The sequence below is a fragment of the Serratia quinivorans genome, assembly GCF_946227985.1.
Taxonomy (GTDB): domain Bacteria; phylum Pseudomonadota; class Gammaproteobacteria; order Enterobacterales; family Enterobacteriaceae; genus Serratia; species Serratia quinivorans_A.
Genome location: NZ_CAMKGL010000014.1, coordinates 1 through 22,866, shown reverse-complemented (window position 1 = coordinate 22,866; position 22,866 = coordinate 1). Strand labels below are relative to the sequence as shown.

General features: G+C 53.5%; 23 protein-coding genes. 14 read left to right on the top strand and 9 right to left on the bottom strand.

What is annotated here, in order from left to right; all coding sequences use genetic code 11:
• The first annotated feature begins 10 nt into the window (after positions 1 to 10).
• Together accA and OCH02_RS23135 are read left to right on the top strand one after the other, a co-directional pair.
• Positions 11 to 970 carry an acetyl-CoA carboxylase carboxyl transferase subunit alpha gene (gene accA, locus OCH02_RS23140; RefSeq protein WP_261433157.1) on the top strand — a complete coding sequence of 320 codons (960 nt, stop codon included), beginning with the start codon at positions 11 to 13 and terminating at the stop codon, positions 968 to 970.
• A gap of 132 nt (positions 971 to 1,102) precedes the next feature.
• The gene (locus OCH02_RS23135; RefSeq protein WP_261433156.1) at positions 1,103 to 3,247 is read left to right on the top strand and encodes a lysine decarboxylase LdcC; all 2,145 of its coding nucleotides are present in this window, start codon (positions 1,103 to 1,105) and stop codon (positions 3,245 to 3,247) included.
• On the opposite strand, the gene OCH02_RS23130 is transcribed toward OCH02_RS23135, so the two are convergent.
• On the bottom strand, positions 3,244 to 3,789 hold the full coding sequence (locus OCH02_RS23130; RefSeq protein WP_261433155.1) for a MarR family winged helix-turn-helix transcriptional regulator: 546 nt from the start codon (positions 3,787 to 3,789) through the stop codon (positions 3,244 to 3,246). The two genes, OCH02_RS23135 and OCH02_RS23130, sit on opposite strands and share 4 nt — an antisense overlap.
• Before the next feature lie 150 nt (positions 3,790 to 3,939).
• On the opposite strand from OCH02_RS23130, the gene OCH02_RS23125 reads away from it, so the two are divergent.
• The 8 genes from OCH02_RS23125 (at position 3,940) to OCH02_RS23090 (ending at position 13,487) form a co-directional block, all read left to right on the top strand.
• Positions 3,940 to 4,173, top strand: a complete 234-nt coding sequence (locus tag OCH02_RS23125) for a thioredoxin family protein (RefSeq protein ID WP_261433154.1) — start codon at positions 3,940 to 3,942, stop codon at positions 4,171 to 4,173.
• A 120-nt stretch (positions 4,174 to 4,293) separates the two neighbouring features.
• Positions 4,294 to 4,683, top strand: a complete 390-nt coding sequence (locus OCH02_RS23120; protein WP_261433153.1) for a VOC family protein — start codon at positions 4,294 to 4,296, stop codon at positions 4,681 to 4,683.
• An 88-nt stretch (positions 4,684 to 4,771) separates the two neighbouring features.
• Entirely contained in the window at positions 4,772 to 6,328 is a 1,557-nt protein-coding gene (gene cadC, locus OCH02_RS23115) for a lysine decarboxylation/transport transcriptional activator CadC (RefSeq protein ID WP_261433152.1), read from the top strand.
• Positions 6,329 to 6,687: 359 nt separating this feature from the next.
• Complete coding sequence (gene cadB / locus OCH02_RS23110; protein WP_261433151.1) at positions 6,688 to 8,037, top strand: cadaverine/lysine antiporter; 1,350 nt, start codon at positions 6,688 to 6,690, stop codon at positions 8,035 to 8,037.
• 91 nt (positions 8,038 to 8,128) lie between these two features.
• Positions 8,129 to 10,270, top strand: a complete 2,142-nt coding sequence (gene cadA, locus OCH02_RS23105) for a lysine decarboxylase CadA (protein ID WP_261433149.1) — start codon at positions 8,129 to 8,131, stop codon at positions 10,268 to 10,270.
• A gap of 66 nt (positions 10,271 to 10,336) precedes the next feature.
• Positions 10,337 to 11,785 carry a dipeptide permease DtpD gene (dtpD, locus tag OCH02_RS23100; RefSeq protein WP_261433148.1) on the top strand — a complete coding sequence of 483 codons (1,449 nt, stop codon included), beginning with the start codon at positions 10,337 to 10,339 and terminating at the stop codon, positions 11,783 to 11,785.
• Positions 11,786 to 11,841: 56 nt separating this feature from the next.
• Positions 11,842 to 13,152 (top strand): tRNA lysidine(34) synthetase TilS, encoded by a 1,311-nt coding sequence (gene tilS, locus OCH02_RS23095; protein WP_261433147.1) that lies wholly within the window; start codon positions 11,842 to 11,844, stop codon positions 13,150 to 13,152.
• Positions 13,153 to 13,169: 17 nt separating this feature from the next.
• On the top strand, positions 13,170 to 13,487 hold the full coding sequence (locus tag OCH02_RS23090; RefSeq protein ID WP_261433146.1) for a c-type cytochrome: 318 nt from the start codon (positions 13,170 to 13,172) through the stop codon (positions 13,485 to 13,487).
• Between the two features lie 121 nt (positions 13,488 to 13,608).
• Here the strand turns inward: OCH02_RS23090 and rof are convergent, their stop codons facing one another.
• Both rof and OCH02_RS23080 read right to left on the bottom strand, forming a co-directional pair.
• Complete coding sequence (rof, locus tag OCH02_RS23085) at positions 13,609 to 13,866, bottom strand: Rho-binding antiterminator (protein WP_368040125.1); 258 nt, start codon at positions 13,864 to 13,866, stop codon at positions 13,609 to 13,611.
• A complete protein-coding gene (locus OCH02_RS23080; protein WP_012146467.1) occupies positions 13,859 to 14,059 on the bottom strand; it encodes a YaeP family protein in 201 nt (66 codons plus the stop codon). The genes rof and OCH02_RS23080 overlap by 8 nt, the downstream gene beginning before the upstream one ends.
• A gap of 213 nt (positions 14,060 to 14,272) precedes the next feature.
• Between OCH02_RS23080 and OCH02_RS23075 the strand changes: the two genes are divergently transcribed.
• The 3 genes from OCH02_RS23075 to nlpE are packed head-to-tail and all read left to right on the top strand — an operon-like array spanning position 14,273 to position 15,951.
• Positions 14,273 to 14,821 carry a YaeQ family protein gene (locus OCH02_RS23075; protein ID WP_012146466.1) on the top strand — a complete coding sequence of 183 codons (549 nt, stop codon included), beginning with the start codon at positions 14,273 to 14,275 and terminating at the stop codon, positions 14,819 to 14,821.
• Positions 14,822 to 14,824: 3 nt separating this feature from the next.
• Positions 14,825 to 15,238 carry an alternative ribosome rescue aminoacyl-tRNA hydrolase ArfB gene (arfB, locus tag OCH02_RS23070; RefSeq protein ID WP_012146465.1) on the top strand — a complete coding sequence of 138 codons (414 nt, stop codon included), beginning with the start codon at positions 14,825 to 14,827 and terminating at the stop codon, positions 15,236 to 15,238.
• A gap of 29 nt (positions 15,239 to 15,267) precedes the next feature.
• On the top strand, positions 15,268 to 15,951 hold the full coding sequence (gene nlpE, locus OCH02_RS23065; RefSeq protein ID WP_261433145.1) for an envelope stress response activation lipoprotein NlpE: 684 nt from the start codon (positions 15,268 to 15,270) through the stop codon (positions 15,949 to 15,951).
• Between the two features lie 51 nt (positions 15,952 to 16,002).
• On the opposite strand, the gene proS is transcribed toward nlpE, so the two are convergent.
• From proS to metN, 6 genes are all read right to left on the bottom strand, one after another.
• Positions 16,003 to 17,721: a proline--tRNA ligase gene (gene proS / locus OCH02_RS23060; protein ID WP_261433144.1), complete on the bottom strand. Its 1,719-nt coding sequence runs from the start codon at positions 17,719 to 17,721 to the stop codon at positions 16,003 to 16,005.
• A gap of 123 nt (positions 17,722 to 17,844) precedes the next feature.
• Positions 17,845 to 18,552, bottom strand: a complete 708-nt coding sequence (tsaA, locus tag OCH02_RS23055; protein ID WP_261433142.1) for a tRNA (N6-threonylcarbamoyladenosine(37)-N6)-methyltransferase TrmO — start codon at positions 18,550 to 18,552, stop codon at positions 17,845 to 17,847.
• On the bottom strand, positions 18,549 to 18,953 hold the full coding sequence (gene rcsF / locus OCH02_RS23050; RefSeq protein WP_153859291.1) for an Rcs stress response system protein RcsF: 405 nt from the start codon (positions 18,951 to 18,953) through the stop codon (positions 18,549 to 18,551). Before rcsF ends, tsaA begins: the two co-directional genes overlap by 4 nt.
• A gap of 266 nt (positions 18,954 to 19,219) precedes the next feature.
• Entirely contained in the window at positions 19,220 to 20,035 is an 816-nt protein-coding gene (locus OCH02_RS23045) for a MetQ/NlpA family lipoprotein (RefSeq protein WP_004952177.1), read from the bottom strand.
• A 60-nt stretch (positions 20,036 to 20,095) separates the two neighbouring features.
• Entirely contained in the window at positions 20,096 to 20,749 is a 654-nt protein-coding gene (locus OCH02_RS23040) for a methionine ABC transporter permease MetI (protein WP_012146460.1), read from the bottom strand.
• On the bottom strand, positions 20,742 to 21,773 hold the full coding sequence (gene metN / locus OCH02_RS23035) for a methionine ABC transporter ATP-binding protein MetN (protein ID WP_261110304.1): 1,032 nt from the start codon (positions 21,771 to 21,773) through the stop codon (positions 20,742 to 20,744). The genes OCH02_RS23040 and metN overlap by 8 nt, the downstream gene beginning before the upstream one ends.
• Before the next feature lie 187 nt (positions 21,774 to 21,960).
• Here metN and gmhB point away from each other — a divergent pair, with 187 nt between their 5' ends.
• Entirely contained in the window at positions 21,961 to 22,524 is a 564-nt protein-coding gene (gene gmhB / locus OCH02_RS23030) for a D-glycero-beta-D-manno-heptose 1,7-bisphosphate 7-phosphatase (protein WP_017893778.1), read from the top strand.
• Positions 22,525 to 22,866: the final 342 nt, after the last annotated feature.

The following is a 22,866-nucleotide window of genomic DNA, read 5'->3' as shown; positions in this document are numbered from 1 at the left end:
TAGGAATGCTATGAGTCTGAATTTTCTTGATTTTGAACAGCCGATTGCAGAGCTGGAAGCGAAAATTGACTCGCTGACTGCAGTCAGCCGTCAAGACGAAAAATTAGATATTAATCTGGACGAAGAGGTTCAGCGCCTTCGTGAAAAGAGCGTTGAGCTGACGCGCAAGATTTTTTCCGATCTTGGGGCTTGGCAAGTTGCCCAATTGGCACGCCACCCACGCCGTCCTTATACCCTGGATTATATCAAACACATCTTCACCGACTTCGAAGAACTGGCTGGCGATCGCGCCTATGCCGATGATAAAGCGATTGTCGGTGGTATTGCGCGTCTGGATGGTCGCCCGGTGATGATCATCGGTCACCAGAAAGGCCGCGAAACCAAAGAGAAAATCCGCCGTAACTTCGGCATGCCGGCACCGGAAGGCTATCGCAAAGCGTTGCGCCTGATGGAAATGGCTTCTCGCTTCAAAATGCCGTTGATCACTTTCATCGACACCCCAGGGGCATACCCGGGCGTGGGCGCGGAAGAACGCGGCCAGTCAGAAGCGATTGCCCATAACCTGCGTGAAATGTCTCGCCTGAACATCCCGGTTGTCTGCACCGTGATCGGCGAAGGCGGTTCTGGCGGTGCATTGGCCATCGGCGTTGGCGACAAAGTGAATATGCTGCAATACAGCACCTATTCGGTGATTTCACCGGAAGGCTGTGCATCCATTCTGTGGAAGAGTGCTGATAAGGCACCTCTGGCTGCAGAAGCGATGGGCATTACCGCACCGCGTCTGAAAGAGCTTAAGCTGATCGATTCGGTGATCCCGGAGCCTTTGGGTTCTGCTCACCGCGACGTTCCTGCAATGGCAGCCGCGCTGAAAGCACAGTTGCTGGCTGACCTGAAAGATCTCGATGGCCTGAACAACGAAGAGTTGCTCAACCGTCGGTACCAGCGCCTGATGAACTACGGCTACTGCTGAGTTTTGTCATGCGTTGCAAGAAACCGCCTTCGGGCGGTTTTTTTTTGGCTGCTGAAAAGGGGCTCTGGGGTACACAGCACGGTTTTTTCATGTTGTTATAGACGATTGGTGGTTAACTGACAGGAGCAGCCGTTGAATATCATCGCGATCATGAGCCCAGCGGGCGTTTATTACAAAGACGAGCCGATCCGCGAGCTTCACACCGCACTGACTGCAATGGATTTCCAACTGGTGTATCCGAAAAACAGCGGTGATTTGCTAAAACTGGTCGAGTCCAACGCGCGCATTTGTGGGGTGATTTTTGACTGGGACGACTACAGCCTGGAGCTGTGCAGCGACATCAATGAGCTGAATGAATATCTGCCGTTGTATGCTTTCATCAATACGCATTCCACCTTCGACGTCAGCCTGCATGAAATGCGCATGGCGCTGTATTTCTTTGAGTACGCTCTGAATGCGGCGGATGATATTGCGCAGCGTATTCAGCAGTACACCGCCGAATACATAGATACCATTACGCCCCCGTTGACCAAGGCGCTGTTCAACTATGTGCGCGAAGGGAAATACACTTTCTGTACTCCAGGCCACATGGCCGGCACTGCCTTTCAGAAAAGCCCGGTCGGCTGCCTGTTTTACGACTTTTTCGGTGCCAACACGTTAAAAGCAGATGTCTCAATCTCTGTGACGGAACTGGGATCGCTGCTGGATCACACCGGCCCGCATCTGGAAGCCGAAGAGTATATTGCCCGTACTTTTAACGCCGAGCAGAGTTATCTGGTGACCAACGGCACCTCCACCGCCAACAAAATTGTCGGCATGTATTCGGCGCCGACCGGTAGTACGGTATTGATTGACCGCAACTGCCATAAATCCTTATGCCATTTGCTGATGATGAGCGATATCGTGCCTATCTATCTGCGTCCGCTGCGCAATGCCTATGGCATTCTCGGTGGTATCCCGCAGCATGAATTTACTCGCGAGAGCATTGCCGGCCGGGTCGCGGCGACGGCTAATGCCAGTTGGCCGGTACATGCGGTGATCACCAACTCCACTTATGACGGTTTGTTGTACAACACCGACTACATCAAACAGACGCTGGACGTACCTTCAATTCACTTTGATTCGGCCTGGGTGCCCTATACCAACTTCCATCCCATTTACGATGGCAAGAGCGGTATGAGCGGCGAGCGCACGCCCGGCAAGGTTATCTACGAAACCCAGTCTACGCACAAACTGCTGGCGGCGTTTTCGCAGGCCTCAATGATTCACATTAAGGGTGACTACGACGAAAGCACCTTTAACGAAGCCTATATGATGCACACCACCACCTCGCCGAATTACGGCATCGTGGCATCGATGGAGACTGCCGCAGCGATGCTGCGTGGCAATCCAGGGCGGCGGTTGATAAATCGCTCGGTGGAGCGCGCACTGCATTTCCGCCGTGAGGTGCAGCGGCTGCGGGAGGAGAGCGATAGCTGGTTCTTCGACATCTGGCAGCCGGAGGAGATCGACGAGGCGCAGTGTTGGCCACTGAACCCGGATGATAATTGGCACGGTTTCGGCAATACCGACAGCAACCACATGTACCTCGATCCAATCAAGGTCACTATCCTGACGCCGGGTATGAATGAGCTGGGCATGCTGGAAGAGAGCGGGATACCCGCGGCGCTGGTGGCGAAGTATTTGGACGAACGCGGCATCGTAGTGGAAAAAACCGGGCCTTATAACCTGTTATTCCTGTTCAGCATCGGCATCGATAAAACCAAGGCGATGAGCCTGCTGCGCGGTTTGACCGATTTTAAACGCGCTTACGATCTCAACCTGCGGGTGAAGAACATGCTGCCGGATCTGTTCGCGGAAGACCCGGATTTCTACCGCAATATGCGTATTCAGGATCTGGCTGCCGGGATCCACCGTTTAATCTGTCGGCACGATCTGCCGGGGCTGATGCAGCGGGCATTTGACGTACTGCCTGAAATGAAGCTGACGCCGCACCAGATGTTCCAGCAACAGGTACGCGGTAACGTAGAAACCTGCGAATTGGATCAGTTAGTCGGCAAGGTGGCTGCCAACATGATCCTGCCTTATCCGCCAGGAGTACCGCTGGTGATGCCGGGCGAGATGATCACCGAAGAGAGCCGTGCAGTGCTCGATTTCCTGCTGATGTTGTGCTCGATCGGTGAGCGTTATCCGGGCTTTGAAACCGATATCCACGGCGCGAAACTGACCGAGGACGGGCGTTACCTGGTGAAGGTGCTGAAAATGCCGTTGGCTTAAGCATATTCCCGGCAAATCAGGTTTACGCTACTTACCGGCAGTGGTTCCTGCGTCAGGCCACAAAATGGGTGGCCATCCTGCCGCTGGTGATAGCGGCAGCGATGGCATTCGCCGAATAACGCCACGTTATCATCCTGCTTTTGCAACTGGCGTAACAACTGCGTCAGCAACTCCACTAACTGTCCGCCGTCTTGCTGCATGGCATCCTGTGCATTCTGCAAATAGGCCGGTGGGAACAGGGCATCCATCAATACGCGTGATTTGTCGGTCAGCTTTAGCCTGACGCTGCGGCGGTCCTTCTCGTCCGCAGTGCGCGCGATCATGCCGTTACTTTCCAGCTTTTTCAGCGATTGCGATACCGTACCCTTGGTCAGGCCAAGATATTCCGCCACCGCCATCGGCGTGTTGGAGTAATGGTTGCAGCGTGCCAGATAGTACAACGCACTTAATTGCACCGGGGGCAGGCTTTCCAGCTCTTCATGGCTGCGCAACCAGCTGCGCTGCAGGCTATTTAGCCGCTCCAATAAATCAAACAGTCTCATTATGGGATCCTCGCGAGCGTGGGAAAATAGTATCGATTAAAAACTATATTGACAAGTCGTGATGGGGGATTTATTGTGCATTTGGTTTCGAATCGAAACTATATGGGTGAGTTAATTTCGCCCACACAGTCAGAACCAAGGAGAATTATCATGACCAAGGCCGTTTTCTATCATGCCGGTTGTTCGGTTTGCGTCAGCGCAGAGCAGCAGTTGTTGGGCCTGTTGAGCCAGGATGTGCAAGTGGATGTGGTGCATCTGGGTGAAAAACCGGCGCGTATCGCCGAAGCAGAAAAAGCCGGGGTACAAAGCGTACCGGCACTCGTGGTGGAGGGACAGGTGCTGCACATCAACTACGGTGCTGCACTGGCCGATCTTAAAGCCTAATCGGCCTGTTGCGTTGCTGATTTCTGAATGACGGCCCCGTCTTATATGCGGGGCTTTTTTCGTTGACGTCGCTACTGTCGCCGGATACCGTGCCTCATCACACCGATAATGAGACACATTATGTTGGCACTCCGTCAGATACACCACATTGCCGTCATTGGTTCGGATTATGCGGCCAGTAAGCATTTTTATTGCGATATCCTGGGTTTCACCCTTCTTGGCGAGTTTTATCGCGAAGAACGTGACTCCTGGAAGGCCGATTTGGCACTCAATGGTCAATACAGCATCGAACTGTTTTCCTTCCCGTCACCTCCGGCTCGTGTCAGTCGTCCGGAGGCCTGTGGCCTGCGCCATCTGGCATTCAGCGTCGAGGACATCGAGCAGGCCATCCAGCATTTGCAGGCTGCTGGCGTGGTTTGCGAGCCAATACGCATCGATCCTTATACCCAGTCACGTTTTACTTTTTTCAGCGATCCCGATGGCTTGCCTCTAGAATTATATGAGGTATGAATGCTTAATCGGGGCATATAGACGCAGGCCGGGCGCTCATATGGTATTATCCCGCGCTTGCCGCACCCCCTTTTGAGTTATTTTCACTATGCAAGAACCCGTTTTTCGCGTTGGCGAGTGGTTGGTTACTCCCGCAGACAACAAAATAAGCCGTGACGGGCGCCAGCTGGCGTTGGAACCGCGCTTAATCGATATGCTGCAATATTTCGCCCGACACCCGGATGTGGTGCTGAGCCGCGATGAGCTGATCGATAACGTTTGGAAGCGCAACATCGTCACCAATCATGTGGTGACGCAGAGTATTTCCGAACTGCGCAAATACCTGAAGGACGGTGACAGCAACAGCCCGGAATACATTATTACCGTGCCCAAGCGCGGCTATAAACTGGCTGCGCCAGTGATGTGGTGTGAAGGGGAAGAGGCAAGCATACCTGCGCTACCGCGGGTGGCGGTCATCACTCATGAGCCGGAAGATGGCAGTGAAGACGATGGCGCTGATTATGAGCCGCCAAAACCCAGCCAGACAAAAACTCCCCCGGCAAAGTCGAAGGTGGCTTTTTATCGTCAATCACCGTTTTGGGTTTGGCTGGCTTTCCTGGCGGCGTTGAGCGCCTGCGTGGTGTTCGTGGCCATCGCAACTCTGTCGCGTCGCATACCGGAATCCACCATGCCGGTGCTGATGAACCCGCGTGACATTGATATCCGCATTCAGGGGGGGAACAGCTGCAGTAACTGGACGCCGCAACTTTCCTATGTCGTCGGCCTGAGCGAAGTCGTCACGGACTCGCTAAACACCTATTCCACTTTCCTGGTACACGATCAGACCAACTATAACTACACCGGACCAAGCAGTTCGGGTAAATCGCTGACCATTGAGTTCGTCAACCAGCGCCATTATCGCGCGCAGCAATGTTTCCTGTCGGTACGGCTGGTGGACAATGCAGACAGCTCGATCATGTTGGATAAGCGTTACTTTGTTACTACAGACAATCAACTGAAAATTCAGGAAGACTTCCTGAGCAGTCTGTCTGTGGCCCTCAATCAGCCGTGGCCGGCCCCCTTGCAGCAGCGGTTGATGAAACTCTTGCCAAACTCCGGCCCGGAACTGCAGCAGTATTACCAGGCACATCAGTTATTGATCCAGGGGGACATCGATTCTTTGACCCATGCCAGTAGCATGCTGGGTGATATGGTGAAATCGTCACCGGGCTTTATTTATGTTGCGGCGGAAAAAGCGCTGGCAGACTTACTGCGTAACTCTTATCAACCTTTTGATAGTGTGCAGTTGGCGCAACTGGATACGGAGATAGCACGCCTGGATGCGCTGCCCGCTTTAAAAGACAGCCCCGTTATTCAGCAGATCCATACGATACGGGCGCTGGGGGAGGGGAAAATCGATGAGGCTTATCAGGCGATAAATAAAGGCATTGAGTTGCAGATGTCCTGGATGAATTATGTGTTACTCGGCAAAGTTTATGAAATGCAGGGCTACAATCGCCTGGCTGCTGACTCCTATATCACGGCATTTAACCTGCGTCCGGGCGAGAATACCTTGCATTGGATCCGTAATGCCGTCTTCCATACCTCAATAAACACCGTAGTTCCCTACCTCGAAAACTACAATCCGGATAAGCAACCTAATTAATCCACACCGCCGAGTCAGATTGTTTGACTGGCGGTGTTATTTATTGTGCTTTATTTGTTAAACCCTATTAACTCATTGGTTGATTTGTTTCTCTCTTTTATTTTCATTTGTTAGTGAAAATAACAATGCTATTTTGTTGTTTTTATTGGTTGTTTATCTTTTCTTGAGCACGTGTTTATCTCTTGATGTGTTAATGAAAAACCTCAGTTTATCATTTGTATGATCATGAGCGTAATATCACTTTATCTTTAGGACTTTATTCCCGCCAATCATTAGCATCCTGACTATCAAGTCCGGTCATTAGCAAATTTGCATAACGGCCAAGACTTATAAGAAATCAAAATCAGGAGAAACTGACCATGGGTTCATCCAAGAAAATAGGGCTTATTGCCTGCACCGGTGTGGTTGCCGGTAATATGATGGGGAGCGGTATTGCCTTATTACCCGCGAACCTGGCAAGCCTCGGTTCTATCGCAATCTGGGGATGGGTAATCTCTATTATTGGCGCGATGTCACTGGCTTATGTCTATGCGCGTCTGGCCACCAAAAACCCCCAGCAGGGCGGCCCTATTGCTTACGCGGGTGAAATTTCCCCGGCGTTTGGTTTCCAGACCGGCGTGCTTTATTACCATGCGAACTGGATCGGTAATTTGGCCATCGGCATTACCGCAGTTTCTTACCTTTCTACCTTCTTCCCAGAGCTGAACAATCCGGTGCCGGCAGGTATCGCCTGTATCGCCATCCTGTGGGTGTTCACCTTTATTAACCTGCTCGGCGGGACCTGGGTCAGCCGTTTGACCACCCTCGGCCTGGTGTTGGTGCTGATCCCGGTGATTGTGACCGCGACTGCCGGCTGGCATTGGTTCGACGCGGCAACCTACCACGCTAACTGGAACACTTCCGGTACCACCGACAGCCATGCGGTAATTAAAAGTATTCTGCTGTGCCTGTGGGCGTTCATCGGCGTAGAATCTGCCGCCGTGAGCACCGGCATGGTGAAAAACCCGAAACGTACCGTACCGCTGGCAACCATGCTGGGTACCGCGCTGGCCGGGATTATCTACATTGCGGCCACTCAGGTGATGAGCGGGATGTTCCCCGCGAGCCAAATGGCTGCCAGCGGTGCACCGTTCGCCGTCAGCGCCTCCGCCATTATGGGTAACTGGGCAGCACCACTGGTCTCTGCCTTCACCGCCTTTGCCTGCCTGACTTCACTGGGTTCGTGGATGATGCTGGTTGGCCAGGCTGGGGTTCGTGCCGCCAACGACGGTAACTTCCCGAAAGTGTACGGCGAACTGGACAAGAACGGCATTCCTAGAAAAGGCCTGCTGTTGGCAAGCTGCAAAATGACCGCGCTGATGGTGCTGATTACCGCCATGAGCTCCGGTGGTGGTAAAGCTTCCGACCTGTTCGGCATGCTGACCGGTATTGCGGTGCTGCTGACCATGCTGCCTTACTTCTACTCTTGCGTAGATCTGATCCGCTTTGAAGGCGTCAATATCCGTAACCTGTTGAGCCTGATTGCCTCGGTTCTGGGGTGTGGCTTCTGCTTCATCGCACTGATGGGTGCCGAATCGTTCGAACTGGCCGGTACCTTCATCATCAGCCTGATCATCCTGATGTTCTACGCCCGCAAAATGAATACCCGTCAGACAGCGAAAGCCAATGCTGTAGCCATCGACGACAGCTCGACGGCCAAAGCGCACTAAGCACGTACTGACCCACTTCTTAATTCAGCCCCTTGCAACAACAATTGTCATCCGTGATGGCAAGGGGCTCGCATTACCTGGAGAAATGATTATGAACGTTATTGCTATCATGAACCACATGGGTGTCTACTTCAAAGAAGAGCCCATCCGCGAACTGCACAACGCGTTGGAAAAACTGAACTTCCGCATTGTTTACCCGAACGACCGCGAAGACCTGCTCAAATTGATCGAGAATAATGCCCGTCTGTGCGGGGTGATCTTCGACTGGGATAAATACAATCTTGAGCTGTGCCAAGAAATCAGCGAATTGAATGAGTACATGCCGCTGTATGCCTTTGCCAACACCTATTCAACCCTGGACGTCAGCCTTAACGATCTGCGCATGCAGGTACGTTTCTTTGAATATGCGCTCGGTGCGGCCAACGACATTGCCGACAAGATCAAACAGAACACCGATGAGTACGTGGACACCATCCTGCCACCGCTGACCAAAGCGCTGTTCAAATACGTGCGTGAAGGCAAATACACCTTCTGTACTCCTGGCCACATGGGCGGTACCGCCTTCCAGAAAAGCCCGGTCGGTAGCCTGTTCTACGATTTCTTTGGCCCGAACGCGATGAAGTCCGACGTGTCAATTTCGGTCTCTGAGCTGGGTTCATTGCTGGACCACTCCGGCCCGCACAAAGAAGCCGAAGAATACATTGCCCGCGTGTTCAACGCTGAACGCAGCTATATGGTGACTAACGGCACTTCTACCGCCAACAAAATTGTTGGTATGTACTCTGCACCTGCCGGCAGCACGGTGCTGATTGACCGTAACTGCCACAAATCGCTGACCCATCTGATGATGATGAGCGACATTACGCCGATCTACTTCCGCCCAACTCGTAACGCTTACGGCATTCTCGGTGGTATTCCACAGAGCGAATTCTCCCGTGCCACCATCGCCAAACGCGTGAAAGAGACCCCTAACGCCACCTGGCCGGTACACGCGGTGATCACCAATTCGACCTACGATGGTCTGTTGTATAACACCGATTTCATCAAGAGCACGCTGGATGTGAAATCCATCCACTTTGACTCTGCCTGGGTGCCTTACACCAACTTCCACCCGATCTACAAAGGCAAGTGCGGCATGAGCGGCGGCCGCGTGGAAGGGAAAGTGATCTATGAAACCCAATCCACCCATAAACTGCTGGCGGCGTTCTCACAGGCTTCGATGATCCACGTGAAAGGAGACATCAACGAAGAAACCTTCAATGAAGCCTACATGATGCACACCACCACTTCACCGCACTACGGCATCGTGGCTTCTACCGAAACCGCAGCGGCGATGATGAAAGGCAATGCCGGTAAGCGTCTGATTAACGGTTCAATTGAACGAGCTATCAAGTTCCGTAAGGAAATAAAACGTCTGAATGTCGAATCTGAAGGTTGGTTCTTTGACGTTTGGCAGCCGGAACATATTGATGAAGCCGAGTGTTGGCCGCTGCGTTCTGACAGTGCATGGCATGGTTTCAAAGGTATTGATAACGAACATATGTACCTTGACCCAATCAAGGTCACCATGTTGACGCCAGGGATGAGCAAAGATGGCGAAATGGAGTCGTTTGGTATCCCGGCCAGCCTGGTTGCCAAGTACCTTGATGAGCACGGCATCATTGTTGAGAAAACCGGCCCGTATAACCTGCTGTTCCTGTTCAGCATCGGTATCGATAAAACCAAAGCTCTCAGCCTGCTGCGCGGCCTGACTGACTTTAAACGCTCGTTCGACCTGAACCTGCGGGTGAAAAACATGTTGCCATCGCTGTACAAAGAGGCACCAGAGTTTTATGAAAACATGCGTATCCAGGAATTGGCTCAGAATATCCACAACCTGGTGAAACACCATAACCTGCCGGATCTGATGTACCGCGCCTTTGAAGTGCTGCCGGCGATGGTAATGAACCCGTTCCAGGCCTTCCAGAAGGAACTGCACGGCGAAGTGGAAGAGGTCTATTTGGAAGATATGGTGGGCAAAGTGAATGCCAACATGATCCTGCCATATCCACCAGGTGTTCCGCTGGTCATGCCGGGTGAAATGCTCACCGAGGAAAGCCGTCCGGTACTGGAGTTCCTGCAAATGCTGTGCGAGATCGGCGCGCATTATCCAGGCTTCGAAACCGATATCCACGGCGCTTATCGCCAGGCGGATGGACGTTACACCGTGAAGGTGTTGAAAAACGATAAATAAGTGAAATAACAAGGGGAGGTGCTTGCGCTTCCCCTTTTGTCGTTCCCCGACTGATGGGAGAAAACCATGAAAACACCCTCACAGCCGCGCGCAATCTACTATGTCGTAGCCATACAAATTTGGGAATATTTCAGCTTTTACGGCATGCGTGCGTTACTTATTCTCTATCTTACCCACCAACTTGGTTATTCCGATAGCCGCGCCATTAGCCTCTATAGCGCCTACGCTTCTCTGGTCTACGTTACGCCGATCCTCGGCGGCCTGCTTGCCGATCGCCTGCTGGGCAACCGCGTTGCGGTCATTGCCGGAGCGGTATTGATGACGCTGGGCCATATTGTGCTCGGCCTGAGCGCCGTATCGACACAATCACTCTACCTCTCGCTGTCGATCATCATCTGTGGCTACGGCCTGTTTAAATCCAATATCAGCTGCCTGCTGGGCGAGTTGTATCAACCGCAGGACTCGCGCCGGGAAGGGGGCTTTTCACTGCTGTATGCCGCCGGTAACGTGGGCTCGATCCTGGCGCCCATTGCCTGCGGGTTGGCGGCAGAACGCTACGGCTGGCACGTCGGCTTTGCGCTGGCGGGTATCGGCATGCTGGCCGGGTTGACGATCTTCCTGTTCGGCAGCCGTCATTTCAGCCATACGCGCGGTGTGGACCGGGCGCAGATGTGCGTCACCACGCTGCGGGTACCTAACTGGGTATGGCTGAGCACCATACTGTTATTGGCCCCCCTGTTCTTCACTTTACTGTTCATTTACGACCTGGCCGGTCAATTACTGATGCTGGTGTGTGCCGCCGCCGTCGTGATGGTTATCCGCATTATGGTCCGGGCAACAAAGGTGCAGCGCCGCGGGCTGTGGCAGATAGTGATGTTGATGTTGTTGGGCACCTTGTTCTGGGCCTTTGCCCAGCAAGGCGGTAGTTCGATCAGCCTGTTTATCGATCACTTTGTCGACCGCCAATGGTTTTCCTGGACGGTGCCGACCGCATTGTTCCAGTCGGTTAACGCTTTTGCCGTGATGTTTGGCGGTGTGATGCTGGCCTGGCTGGTGCGGGGCAACGGCAATGGCCGCCGCACTCTGCGGATTTGGGGAAAGTTTGCCTTTGGTTTACTGCTGATTGGCGTGGGCTTTACCCTGATGGCGCTTAACGCTCGTTACGGCCAGGGCTCGATGAGCCTGATGATCGCCGGGTTGTCGGTGATGGGGCTTGCCGAACTGTTTATCGATCCGGTCGCCATGGCACAGATTACCCGACTGAATATCCCCGGTGCTACCGGGGTGCTGACCGGCATCTATATGTTGACCACCGGCTCGATAGCCAATTATCTGGCCGGTATTATCGCCGGTCAAACCGCCGAAGATCCGGCTACGGGGGCGACGGCACAGGCCTATGTTCACCTGTTTGCTCAAATTGGCTGGTGGGCGATGGGGTGTACGGCGGCAGTGGTGGCGGTGTTGGCCATGTGGTGGTTGCTGTCCGGCCGTCATATGCGTGCGGTTAATGCTTGATTGATGGTATGACGGGGGTTAACGTGCAGCTATCTGGACGTCATTAAGCCTAATCAATGAATAACAATCAATTATCCGCACAGCTTGCCCGTCAATTGGGTGCACACCGGCACTTGCTGGTGGCATTCAGTGGCGGGCTGGATTCCAGCGTGCTGTTGCATCTGCTGGTAGGGTTACGGCAGCAATTGCCGGACTTGCAGCTTCGCGCGGTGCACGTGCATCACGGCCTGAGTGCTTTTGCCGACCAGTGGGTAACACACTGTCGGCAACAATGCGTTGCCTGGCAGCTACCCCTGGTGGTTCAGCACGTGCAGGTTGATAGCCAGCAGGGCGGTATCGAAGCCGCAGCCCGGGCGGCCCGCTACTCGGCTTTTGCCAGCACGCTGGCGGCTGATGAAATCTTGCTTACCGCGCAACACCTTGACGACCAATGTGAAACCTTCCTGCTGGCGCTAAAGCGTGGCAGTGGCCCGGCGGGCCTGTCGGCCATGGCTGCACAGACGTCGCTGGGGAATAATCATTTGCTGCGTCCACTGCTGGGCCACTCTCGCCAGCAGTTGGAGGCCTATGCGCGGCAACATCAGCTCAGCTGGATTGAAGATGACAGTAATCAGGACTCACGCTTCGACCGCAACTTTTTGCGCCTGCAGGTGTTGCCGCTACTGAATCAGCGCTGGCCGCACTTTGCTTCAGCGACGGCACGCAGTGCCAGCCTGTGTGCCGAGCAAGAGCAATTGCTGGATGAGTTGCTGTCAGAGCAACTGCACCAGCTGCTCGACGAAGACCGTGCGCTGGCGATTGAAGGCCTGCTGACCTGCTCACCGGTCCGACGTTTCGCCTTGTTACGCCGTTGGATCTCGCTATTTGGCGTCGCCATGCCTTCTCGCGAACAGTTGCAGCGGTTATGGGAAGAAGTGGCGCTCAGCCGCGAGGACGCCGAACCTCAACTGCAATTGGGACAATATCAGTTCCGCCGCTTCCGCCGCCGTTTGTATCTGTTGCCGCTGATGGCCGATCTGCGTGAAATCAGTCTAAGCTGGTCATTGGGCGATCCGCTTATGCTACCGGATGGATTGGGCGAACTGCTCAGTGGGGAAGGTGACATTTGTCTGCGTGCACCGCAATCACAGCAAAAAGTGAGCATCCGTTTTAGCGCTCAGGGTAAACACCGAATCCTTGGTCGCGCGCATTCTCGTCCGATCAAAAAATTGTGGCAGGAGTTGGGTATTCCCCCGTGGCAGCGTGAGCGTACTCCGTTGATCTATTATGATGACCAGCTTATTGCGGCGCTGGGGATCTTTGTCAGCGAGGCCGGACAAACGCCTGAAGGGCAGCAGCCATGGCGGCTGCACTGGCGTAAAAAATAATAATAGACTGAGGAACCATGATGAAATTTGTGAGCGCAATGGCGGTGATATTAGGTCTGTTCAGCCTGCCTGCAATGGCGGCGGGCGATGCGGCTGCGGGGAAGGATAAGTCCGCCAGTTGTATGGCGTGCCATGGGGCTGAAGGGAAGGTGTCAATGCCGATGTACCCGAATCTGGCTGGGCAAAACGCCATGTATCTGGAACATGCGTTGCAGGCTTATAAGAAAGGCGAGCGTAACGGGGGGCAGGCGGAAGTGATGAAAGCTTATGTTTCCCCGCTGTCTGATGCGGATATTGCCGATCTGGCGGCCTACTATGCCAGTCTCAAACCCTAGGCCAGTCTCAAACCCTAGGCCAGTCTCAAACCCTAGCCAGTCTCAAACCCTAGCCAGCCTAAGGGCATAAATGACGAGGGCAGCCGTTGGGCTGCCCTGTTGGGATGGCGTTACCGCTAAATCAATCAGACAGGCTGACGACTACGGTACCGATTTCCGGATGACTGAAACTGAGGATGTGATCCAGACGCAAGCTGAGAGCGTCGCCGGCCCGATCGATAATCAGGTACTCAACGCCCTTGGTAAACTTCAGCTCGGTGGCTTTGCCTTCGAATTTTTCTCCGTCGCGTAACTCCAGCTTCAGAATGTAGTTATGCTGACAGGCGAGTTCCAGGCTTTCATAGTCATCGCAATTGATGGATTGGTACTCATCATTCATCAACATAGTCGCTCACCAATAAGTTAGCGGCGGCAAAGGCCGCCTGTTCCCTAACGGAGGACGGTAGCGTGCTATTCGCAGCAACTTCGTCCAATGCCTTTAATACACATGCTAACGCATCAGGCACGTAGCCGAGATCACCACTGCCGATCTCAGCGTAAAAACGGCGTACTAACTCACAGTATTGTTGCACAGTTTCCTCCCTTAAGAACCTCTGCGTCATCGAAGCCTTATAGCGATGAGGCGCAGGCACTCGGAGCTTGACTCTATCCTAGACGACTATAGCACAGCTATTGTGGAGTTATTAGCACCTCAGCGCGGCTTTCGCACCGGGCTTTGCCCGGCCGTGCTGGCCGCGGTTGGGGCAAATCTAGTACACTGTCGCCTGATAATAATGAGGTCACCCATGGCGCTGAAAGCTACTATTTATAAAGCCACGGTCAATATCGCTGATATGGATCGTCACTTCTACCACGACGCCACGCTTACCCTGGCCCAACATCCTTCTGAAACTGAACAGCGCATGATGCTGCGTCTGCTGGCCTGGATCTGTCATGCCGATGAGCGTCTGGTATTTACCAAAGGCCTGAGCGCTGATGATGAGCCGGAAATCTGGCGGCGTAACGATCATAACGGGCTGGAAATGTGGATTGAAATGGGCCTGCCGGATGAAAAACGCATCAAGAAGGCCTGCAACCAGTCACCGCGAGTGGTGCTGTATGCTTACGGCGAACGTGCCGGCCACGTGTGGTGGCAATCGATGCAAGGCAAAGTGGCAAACCACAAAAACCTAAGCATCCGTTTCCTGGATGATGAACAATTAGCCAAACTGGCGGCGTTGGCCAGCCGCAATATGACGCTGCAGGCCACGCTGCAAGAGGGAACTATCTGGCTTTCTGACGCTCAGAATAGTCTGGAAATCCAGTTTGCCGAGTGGCAACAGGCGCAGGTATGACCGGTGCTTGAACTGTCAAGAAATGTAGCCATACCGGATAACGAAGTGGAATTGACGGCGATCCGTGCGCAGGGCGCGGGTGGCCAGCACGTGAACAAAACCTCAACGGCTATCCATTTGCGCTTTGACATCCGGGCATCCAGCCTGCCAGAGTATTATAAGGAAAGGCTGCTGGCCCTGAATAATCATTTAATTACCGCCGATGGCGTGGTGATTATCAAAGCGCAGGAATATCGCAGTCAGGAATTAAACCGCGAGGCGGCGTTGGCCAGACTGGTCACTTTGATCCAGCAGGCGATGGTGGTAGAAAAAACTCGCAGAGCGACCAAGCCCACCAAAGGGGCAAAATTACGTCGTCTGGAAGGCAAGGTACGGAAAGGCGCGACTAAAGCGCTGCGCGGCAAGATCCGCACTTAAGGACACATGAACACAGTAGGAGAATAACTGTGAAGAAAATAACACTGGCCCTGTTTTTAGCGGCAGGGGCACTTTCGTTACTGGGATGTAATAACCACTTCCAGCCGAAAGAACAACCGCTTCGGGCGATGCAACAAAGTTATCAGGGGGTGCTGCCTTGCGCTGACTGCGGTGGTTTGGATACCGCATTATTCCTTGATAAAGACGGTACTTTCGTCCTGCAGGAAACCTATCGCGGCACCAAAGACGGCGATCAAACCTTTGCCGACTACGGTAAATGGGCGCGTACCGCCGATAAGTTGGTGCTGACCGACAGCCGTGGTGACAAGCGTTATTTCCGCCCGGCGGGTAAAAGTTTGGAAATGCTGGATCAAACCGGCATGCCGATTGAGTCGCAGTTGAATTACCGGCTTGAACCGGTAGAAAAAGCCTTGCCTAAAACGCCGATGTCGCTGAAAGGCAGCTACACCTACATGGCGGATGCAGCGGTGTTCAGAGATTGCGCCACCGGCAAAACTTTCCCGGTCGACAATACTATCGCGCTGGAGCAGGGTTATGCCAAGGCCTACAAAACGCCGGGCGAACCGGTGTTCCTGACTCTGAATGGTCACTTTAGCGTTCAGCCGTCAATGGAAGAGGGGTTAACCGAGAAGGCGCTGGTGCCGGACGGTAAAATAGCCTTCGACCGCAGTAAAAATTGCGACAGCAAATAACCGCTATAAAAAAACCCGCCTAGGCGGGTTTTTAGTTTCTGCGATAGCGGATTAGCGCTTGATCTGCCCCAGCAAGAAATCAATGACTTCGCCGGTTTTAATCATTTTCTTCTCGCCGACACGGCGGTTTTTATACTCAATCTCTTCGCTGTCGAGGTTACGGTCGCCGATCACGATAGAGTGCGGTACGCCAATCAGTTCCATATCCGCGAACATCACGCCTGGACGTTCTTTACGGTCGTCGAGGATCACGTCGATACCGTGGGAACGCAGAGTGTTGTACAACTCCTCCGCCAGCGCCTGCACGCGGAAGGATTTGTGCATGTTCATTGGCAGAATAGCCACCTGGAATGGCGCGATAGCGTCCGGCCAAATGATACCGCGTTCGTCATGGTTCTGTTCGATAGCGGCAGCGACCACGCGGGTAACCCCGATACCGTAACAACCCATGGTCAGCACCTGATTACGGCCGTCTTCGCCCTGTACGGTGGCTTTCATTGCTTCCGAGTATTTGGTGCCGAGCTGGAAGATATGGCCCACTTCAATACCGCGTTTGATCAGCAGTGTGCCTTTACCGTCCGGGCTGGCATCGCCTTCAACGACGTTACGGATATCGGCAACCTGTGGCAGCGGCAGATCGCGCTCCCAGTTGATACCGAAGTAGTGTTTGCCGTCGATGTTGGCGCCGGCGCCAAAATCACTCATCGCTGCTACGCTGCGATCGGCAACCACGGGAACCTGCAAATTGACCGGGCCGAGTGAACCTGGGCCCGCACCTACGATAGCGCGGATCTCTTCTTCGGTAGCAAAGACCAACGGAGCAGCAACCTGCGGCAGCTTCTCGGCTTTGATTTCGTTCAGTTCGTGATCGCCACGCACCAACAGGGCAACCAGCTTGTGGCCGCTCTCTTCTTTAGCACGCACCAGCAGTGTCTTGACGGTTTTCGTCACCGGCAGCTGGAATTGCTCTACCAGTTCAGCAATGGTCTTGGCGTTCGGGGTATCCACAATGCGCAGTTCTTCACTGGCTGTCGCACGCGGCTCAGCCGGGGCAACCGCTTCTGCCAGTTCGATATTGGCGGCAAAGTCGGAGCCGGTGGAAAACACGATATCGTCTTCACCGCTGTCGGCCAGGACCTGGAACTCGTGTGATGCACTACCGCCGATCGAACCGGTATCGGCATGTACCGGACGGAAGTCCAGGCCCATACGGCTGAAGATTTTGCTGTAGGCTTCGTACATTGCTTCGTAGGTTGCCTGCAGCGATTCCTGTGAGGTATGGAACGAGTAGGCATCCTTCATCAGGAATTCGCGCGAGCGCATAACGCCGAAACGTGGGCGGACTTCATCACGGAACTTGGTCTGAATCTGGAAGAAGTTCAGCGGCAGCTGCTTGTAAGAGCTGATCTCGTTACGGATCAGGTCGGTGATCACTTCTTCGTGGGTTGGACCCAGCACGAATGGACGATCGCCGCGATCGACAAAGCGCAGCAGTTCAGGGCCATACTGTTCCCAACGGCCGCTTTCCTGCCACAGATCGGCTGGCTGTACCACCGGCATGCAGACTTCGATCGCGTTAGCATTGTTCATTTCTTCGCGAACGATGTTTTCAACCTTTTTCAGAACGCGCAGGCCGGTTGGCAGCCAGGTATAAAGACCGGAGGCCAGCTTGCGAATCATCCCGGCGCGCAGCATCAGCTGGTGGCTGATCACTTCGGCATCGGCAGGTGTCTCCTTCAGGGTGGAGAGCAGATATTGGCTAGTACGCATGGTGTTTTGGTTCCGTTAGAACTGCAAATTGCAACCGGCTGCCAGTAGTAGGGCAGCCAAAATTTTCGAAAGTAATTTAGTTTACCAGTGCGAGCGGGTTGTCAAAAGAGAGACGGTGGAATTTTAACGCAGGTCGAGAGACAGCACCTCGGTTTGTTGACCCACCACTCGCCAGCGCACGTTGAAATCCAGTAGCCAGACGGCATAATCCCGTTCTGCTGCTTGCCCCTTGCGGTAGGCTGGTCGCGGATCCTGAGCCAGCACCTGGCTGATAAAGCGCCGCAGGTGCGGATAACGCCGCTGATGTTGCAGCAGCTGTTGTTCCGCCTCTGGAGCAAAGCATACCGGGATATCCCCGGCAGGTGCGGCCTGAGCAAACCCGGCGCGGGCCTGCGGCTGACTTTCGGCAAACGGCAGATAGGGTTTGATGTCTACTACCGGCGTGCCGTCAACCAGATCGAGACTGCCCAACTCCAGCACCACTTCACCGCCCTGCACACGTACGCCTTTTAATTCGATCAGTGACATACCGAGCGGATTGGGGCGGAAGGTTGAGCGGGTGGCAAAAACCCCCATCCGGGCATTACCGCCGAGGCGGGGTGGCCGGACTGTAGGGCGCCAGCCACCTTCCATGGTTTGATGGAAAATAAACATCACCCACAGATGGCTGAACTCGCTGAGTCCGCGTACCGCTTCCGCCTGATTATAGGGCGGCAGCAGCACCAACTCACCGCCACCGTCTTCGACTAACCCCGGTTGGCGGGGGACGGCGAACTTTTCTTTATACGGTGAACGGATGGTACCGATCTGGTTGAAAACAAATTCGGTCATTTGGACGAAACGTTAAGCGCTGAACCCTGGCAAATGGCCTGTTGGTAGCAGCCGGCAACACCGCTGACAATCTGGCAGTCATGCAACAGCACGGCATTAGCCTTCATATAAGAGGCGCGGATTTGCATACGCTTACGGGCGGTCGCCAGATTCGGTGGTGAGTCCTGAACGGTTGTTTGGCAGGATTCACCAGAGACTTCACCCAGATCGCGGAATGGTTTGCCCACTAATTCTTCTGCACTTTTGTACAGTTTAACCGGTGCCGGACGCGCTGCTGGTGTGGTTTTGGTCGGAGTGGTTACTGCCGGTTTGCTGGTGCTGTTTGTTGACGGGGGCGCGAAACGCTGCGACGAACACCCTGCCAGCGCAAGCGCTAACAAACAGAGAGGTAAAGCACGCATTGAGATTCCTCTGCCTTGATGGAATAGTTAAGTGGCGCTATTGAAGCAATCTATGGTGGAAATAACAAGACGGGCCGGAGCCCGTCTAGATATAAGACAAACACCCGAAAAACGTGGTTTTCGGATGTTTGGGGTAATTCAGAAGATCTAATTCTTTGTTTTCATTAGGACTAAATCATTACTTTTAGCCGCAAAGAACTATGCCAACTCTCTCGACGGGCCGGAGCCCGCCTTGCAATTATAGGAATAAATTCGGTAATTAATGATTACCAGCCTTTAACTGCACCACCGTTAAAGATCTTGTTGGCCGCTTCATTGACTTCGTCAGACTGATAAGCCTGAACGAACTTCTTCACGTTTTCCGCGTCTTTGTTATCTTCGCGGGCGACCAGCAGGTTAACGTACGGTGAGTCTTTATCTTCTACAAACAGGCCGTCTTTTGCCGGCGTCAGGCCAATCTGGCTGGCGTAAGTGGTGTTGATCACCGCCAGAGCGATTTGTTGGTCGTCCAGGGAGCGTGGCAGCTGTGGCGCTTCCAGTTCAACCAGCTTCAGGTTTTTCGGATTTTCAGTCACGTCCAATACGGTCGGCAGCAGGCCAACACCGTCTTTCAGTTTGATCAGGTTAACCTTCTGCAGCAGCAGCAGGGAGCGGCCCAGATTGGTTGGATCGTTAGGCAGCGCAACCTGAGAACCGTCTTTCAGTTCGTCCAGCGATTTGATTTTCTTGGAGTAACCGGCAATCGGGTAAACGAAGGAGTTACCGACCGACACCAGTTTGTAGCCGCGATCCTTGATCTGCTGATCCAGGTAAGGTTTGTGCTGGAAGGCGTTCAGATCGATATCCCCTTTGCTCAGCGCTTCGTTTGGCAGCACGTAGTCATTGAAAGTCACCAGTTCGACGTCCAGACCGTATTTCTCTTTCGCCACTTTTTGCGCGATTTCAGCGACCTGCTGTTCAGCACCGACAATGACGCCGACTTTGATATGGTTCGGATCTTTTTCTTCCTGACCGCAGCCTGCCAGAGCCAGAGTACCGATCAGTGCGCCGATTGCCGCGATGGATTTAAATTTTAACGACATATCCCTTCCTCATTAGACTCGCATTTGAAATGCGCTGTGTGAGCGCAGTTGCTGTAAAAACTACTTATGGGTGACGGCCTTGACGATCCGATCACCGAAGAACTGAATCAAATAGACCAGCACCACCAGTAATACTAATACGGTATTCATTACTGTGGCGTTATAACCGATGTAACCGTACTGATAGCCAATCTGTCCCAGACCGCCTGCGCCGACTGCGCCACCCATGGCGGAATAACCCACCAAAGTGATCAGGGTGATAGTGGCGGCGTTAACCAGACCCGGCAGGGCTTCCGGCAGCAGCACCTTTTTGATGATTTGCATCGGGGTCGCCCCCATAGCGCGGGCGGCCTCCACCAGACCGGAGGGGATCTCCAGCAGGGCGTTTTCCACCATACGGGCAATAAACGGTGCCGCGCCTACGGTCAGCGGTACGATAGCTGCCTGCAGACCGATCGAGGTACCGACGATCAAACGAGTAAATGGAATCATCCACACCAACAGAATAATGAACGGAATGGAACGGAAAACGTTCACCAGCCCGGACAGCGTTCTATATAGCGTGTTGTTGGCCGCGATTTGCCCCGGGCGGGTCACATACAGCAGCACACCAACCGGCAGGCCGAGTACGAAACCGAAGAAGCCGGAGACAAAGGTCATCATGACGGTTTCCCACACGCCACGAGCCATTAACCACATCATTGCCTCAGACATAACCCAGAACCTCTACTTTTACCTGATTTTCCTGCAGGAACTTAATCGTTGCCAGCGCATCTTCATCACTGCCATGCAGCTCTGCCAACATCACGCCGAATTTAACGCCGCCGGCATAATCCATCTGTGCACTGATAATGTTGTTGTTAACGTTGAAACGACGAGCGGCTTCTGACAGCAGCGGCGCATCAACGGATTGGCCGGTGAACTCCAGACGCAAAAGGGGCTGACGGCCGCCACTGCGTTCCGGTGCAAGGCGTTTGGCATAGTCGTCCGGGATATCCAAATGCAGTGTGGCTTGAATAAACTGCTGGGCCAGCGGAGTTTTCGGGTGCGAGAACACTTCGCTGACGCTGTCTTTCTCAATCAACTGACCCTGGCTGATAACTGCAACCTGATCGCAGATGCGTTTAACTACATCCATTTCATGGGTGATCAGCAGGATGGTCAGACCGAGACGACGGTTAATGTCTTTCAGCAGTTCCAGAATTGAACGGGTGGTTGCTGGGTCCAGCGCGCTGGTGGCTTCATCACACAGCAGGACTTTGGGTTGGCTTGCCAGCGCACGGGCAATCGCTACGCGTTGTTTTTGACCGCCTGACAGGTTGGCCGGATAGGCGTCATGTTTGTCTGACAGCCCGACCAGTTCCAGCAATTCGGTTACACGTTTTTTGATTTCAGCGCGTGGAGTGTTGTCCAGCTCCAGCGGCAATGCAACGTTGCCAAACACCGTGCGGGAAGACAACAGGTTAAAGTGCTGAAATATCATACCGATCTGACGTCGTGCGCGCGTCAGTTCGCCTTCGGACAGCGAGGTCAGATCCTGTCCGTCAACCAGTACCTGGCCGGAGGTAGGGCGCTCAAGCATGTTGGCGCAGCGGATTAACGTACTTTTACCGGCGCCTGATGCACCGATAACGCCATAAATTTGCCCGGCAGGGACGTGAAGAGTCACGTCAGAGAGCGCGGTAATGGTGCGCGAACCCTGCTGGAACACTTTGGTGATGTTAGAAAGTTTAATCATATTCTTCTTATTTTAGCGTGGTTGCCCGTGGCTAGATAAAAGTAAACCCTGGCGTGGACCAAGGTATGAGTCAGATGTTAAGGCGTCTAGACGTCCAAGTCAACGATCAACGCTGTTCTCTGCCGTTCTCAGTGCCGGGTAAAACATGCGATACTGTCGGCGTTTTCAGGCCCTCAGGAGCAAACCGGTGACACAAAGCGTTCCAGCAATTTTCCTCGATCGTGATGGCACGATTAATGTCGATCATGGCTACGTTCATGAAATCGATAATTTCCACTTTATAGATGGCGTGATTGACGCCTGTCGCGAACTCAAAAAGATGGGCTTTGCTCTGGTATTGGTGACCAACCAGTCCGGCATCGCGCGCGGCATGTTCAGCGAAGACCAATTTATGTACCTGACCGAGTGGATGGACTGGTCGCTGGCCGATCGCGATGTTGACCTGGACGGTATCTATTTCTGTCCACATCATCCTGATGCAGTAGTAGAAGAGTTCCGTCAGGTGTGCGACTGCCGTAAACCTCAGCCGGGCATGTTGTTGCAGGCGCAGCAGGAATTGAACATTGATATGGCTGCTTCTTATATGGTTGGCGACAAACCGGAAGATATGCAGGCCGCAATAGCGGCAGGCGTCGGGACCAAGGTGCTGGTGCGTACCGGCAAACCTGTCACTGAACAAGGTGAGAAACTGGCAGATTGGGTGATAAACAGCCTGGCAGATCTGCCCGAAGCCATCAAAAAGCGGGTTTAGTAGGCGTTGTGCGTGAATAGTGAGCGGTCAGATAGAAAGTGAATATAAACCCTTGTCATTCTGAACCAGCTCCCTATAATGCGCCTCCATCGACACGGAACATGTGAACAACTTCACAGAGTCTCCGGGGTTCGAAGAGAAAAATCCTGAAATTTAGGGGTTGACTCTGAAAGAGGAAAGCGTAATATACGCCACCTCGAGATAGCGCGCCACGGCGGCTAACTCACTGCTCTTTAACAATTTATCAGACAATCTGTGTGGGCACTCCACAAGACGATATCCAGAACCTTCGGGTTCGAAAAAATATCAAGTCTTGAAGAGTGACCAAGCAATAAGTTGTTT

Excerpts from the sequence above, each read along its gene's own strand:
- rcsF (WP_153859291.1), bottom strand. The coding sequence starts at position 18,953 with ATGCGTGCTTTACCTCTCTGTTTGTTAGCGCTTGCGCTGGCAGGGTGT.
- OCH02_RS23125 (WP_261433154.1), top strand. The coding sequence starts at position 3,940 with ATGACCAAGGCCGTTTTCTATCATGCCGGTTGTTCGGTTTGCGTCAGC.
- proS (WP_261433144.1), bottom strand. The coding sequence starts at position 17,721 with ATGCGTACTAGCCAATATCTGCTCTCCACCCTGAAGGAGACACCTGCC.
- cadB (WP_261433151.1), top strand. The coding sequence starts at position 6,688 with ATGGGTTCATCCAAGAAAATAGGGCTTATTGCCTGCACCGGTGTGGTT.
- dtpD (WP_261433148.1), top strand. The coding sequence starts at position 10,337 with ATGAAAACACCCTCACAGCCGCGCGCAATCTACTATGTCGTAGCCATA.
- OCH02_RS23045 (WP_004952177.1), bottom strand. The coding sequence starts at position 20,035 with ATGTCGTTAAAATTTAAATCCATCGCGGCAATCGGCGCACTGATCGGT.
- OCH02_RS23130 (WP_261433155.1), bottom strand. The coding sequence starts at position 3,789 with ATGAGACTGTTTGATTTATTGGAGCGGCTAAATAGCCTGCAGCGCAGC.
- OCH02_RS23120 (WP_261433153.1), top strand. The coding sequence starts at position 4,294 with ATGTTGGCACTCCGTCAGATACACCACATTGCCGTCATTGGTTCGGAT.
- accA (WP_261433157.1), top strand. The coding sequence starts at position 11 with ATGAGTCTGAATTTTCTTGATTTTGAACAGCCGATTGCAGAGCTGGAA.
- OCH02_RS23075 (WP_012146466.1), top strand. The coding sequence starts at position 14,273 with ATGGCGCTGAAAGCTACTATTTATAAAGCCACGGTCAATATCGCTGAT.
- cadC (WP_261433152.1), top strand. The coding sequence starts at position 4,772 with ATGCAAGAACCCGTTTTTCGCGTTGGCGAGTGGTTGGTTACTCCCGCA.
- tilS (WP_261433147.1), top strand. The coding sequence starts at position 11,842 with ATGAATAACAATCAATTATCCGCACAGCTTGCCCGTCAATTGGGTGCA.
- rof (WP_368040125.1), bottom strand. The coding sequence starts at position 13,866 with ATGAATGATGAGTACCAATCCATCAATTGCGATGACTATGAAAGCCTG.
- OCH02_RS23040 (WP_012146460.1), bottom strand. The coding sequence starts at position 20,749 with ATGTCTGAGGCAATGATGTGGTTAATGGCTCGTGGCGTGTGGGAAACC.
- OCH02_RS23090 (WP_261433146.1), top strand. The coding sequence starts at position 13,170 with ATGATGAAATTTGTGAGCGCAATGGCGGTGATATTAGGTCTGTTCAGC.
- metN (WP_261110304.1), bottom strand. The coding sequence starts at position 21,773 with ATGATTAAACTTTCTAACATCACCAAAGTGTTCCAGCAGGGTTCGCGC.
- tsaA (WP_261433142.1), bottom strand. The coding sequence starts at position 18,552 with ATGACCGAATTTGTTTTCAACCAGATCGGTACCATCCGTTCACCGTAT.
- cadA (WP_261433149.1), top strand. The coding sequence starts at position 8,129 with ATGAACGTTATTGCTATCATGAACCACATGGGTGTCTACTTCAAAGAA.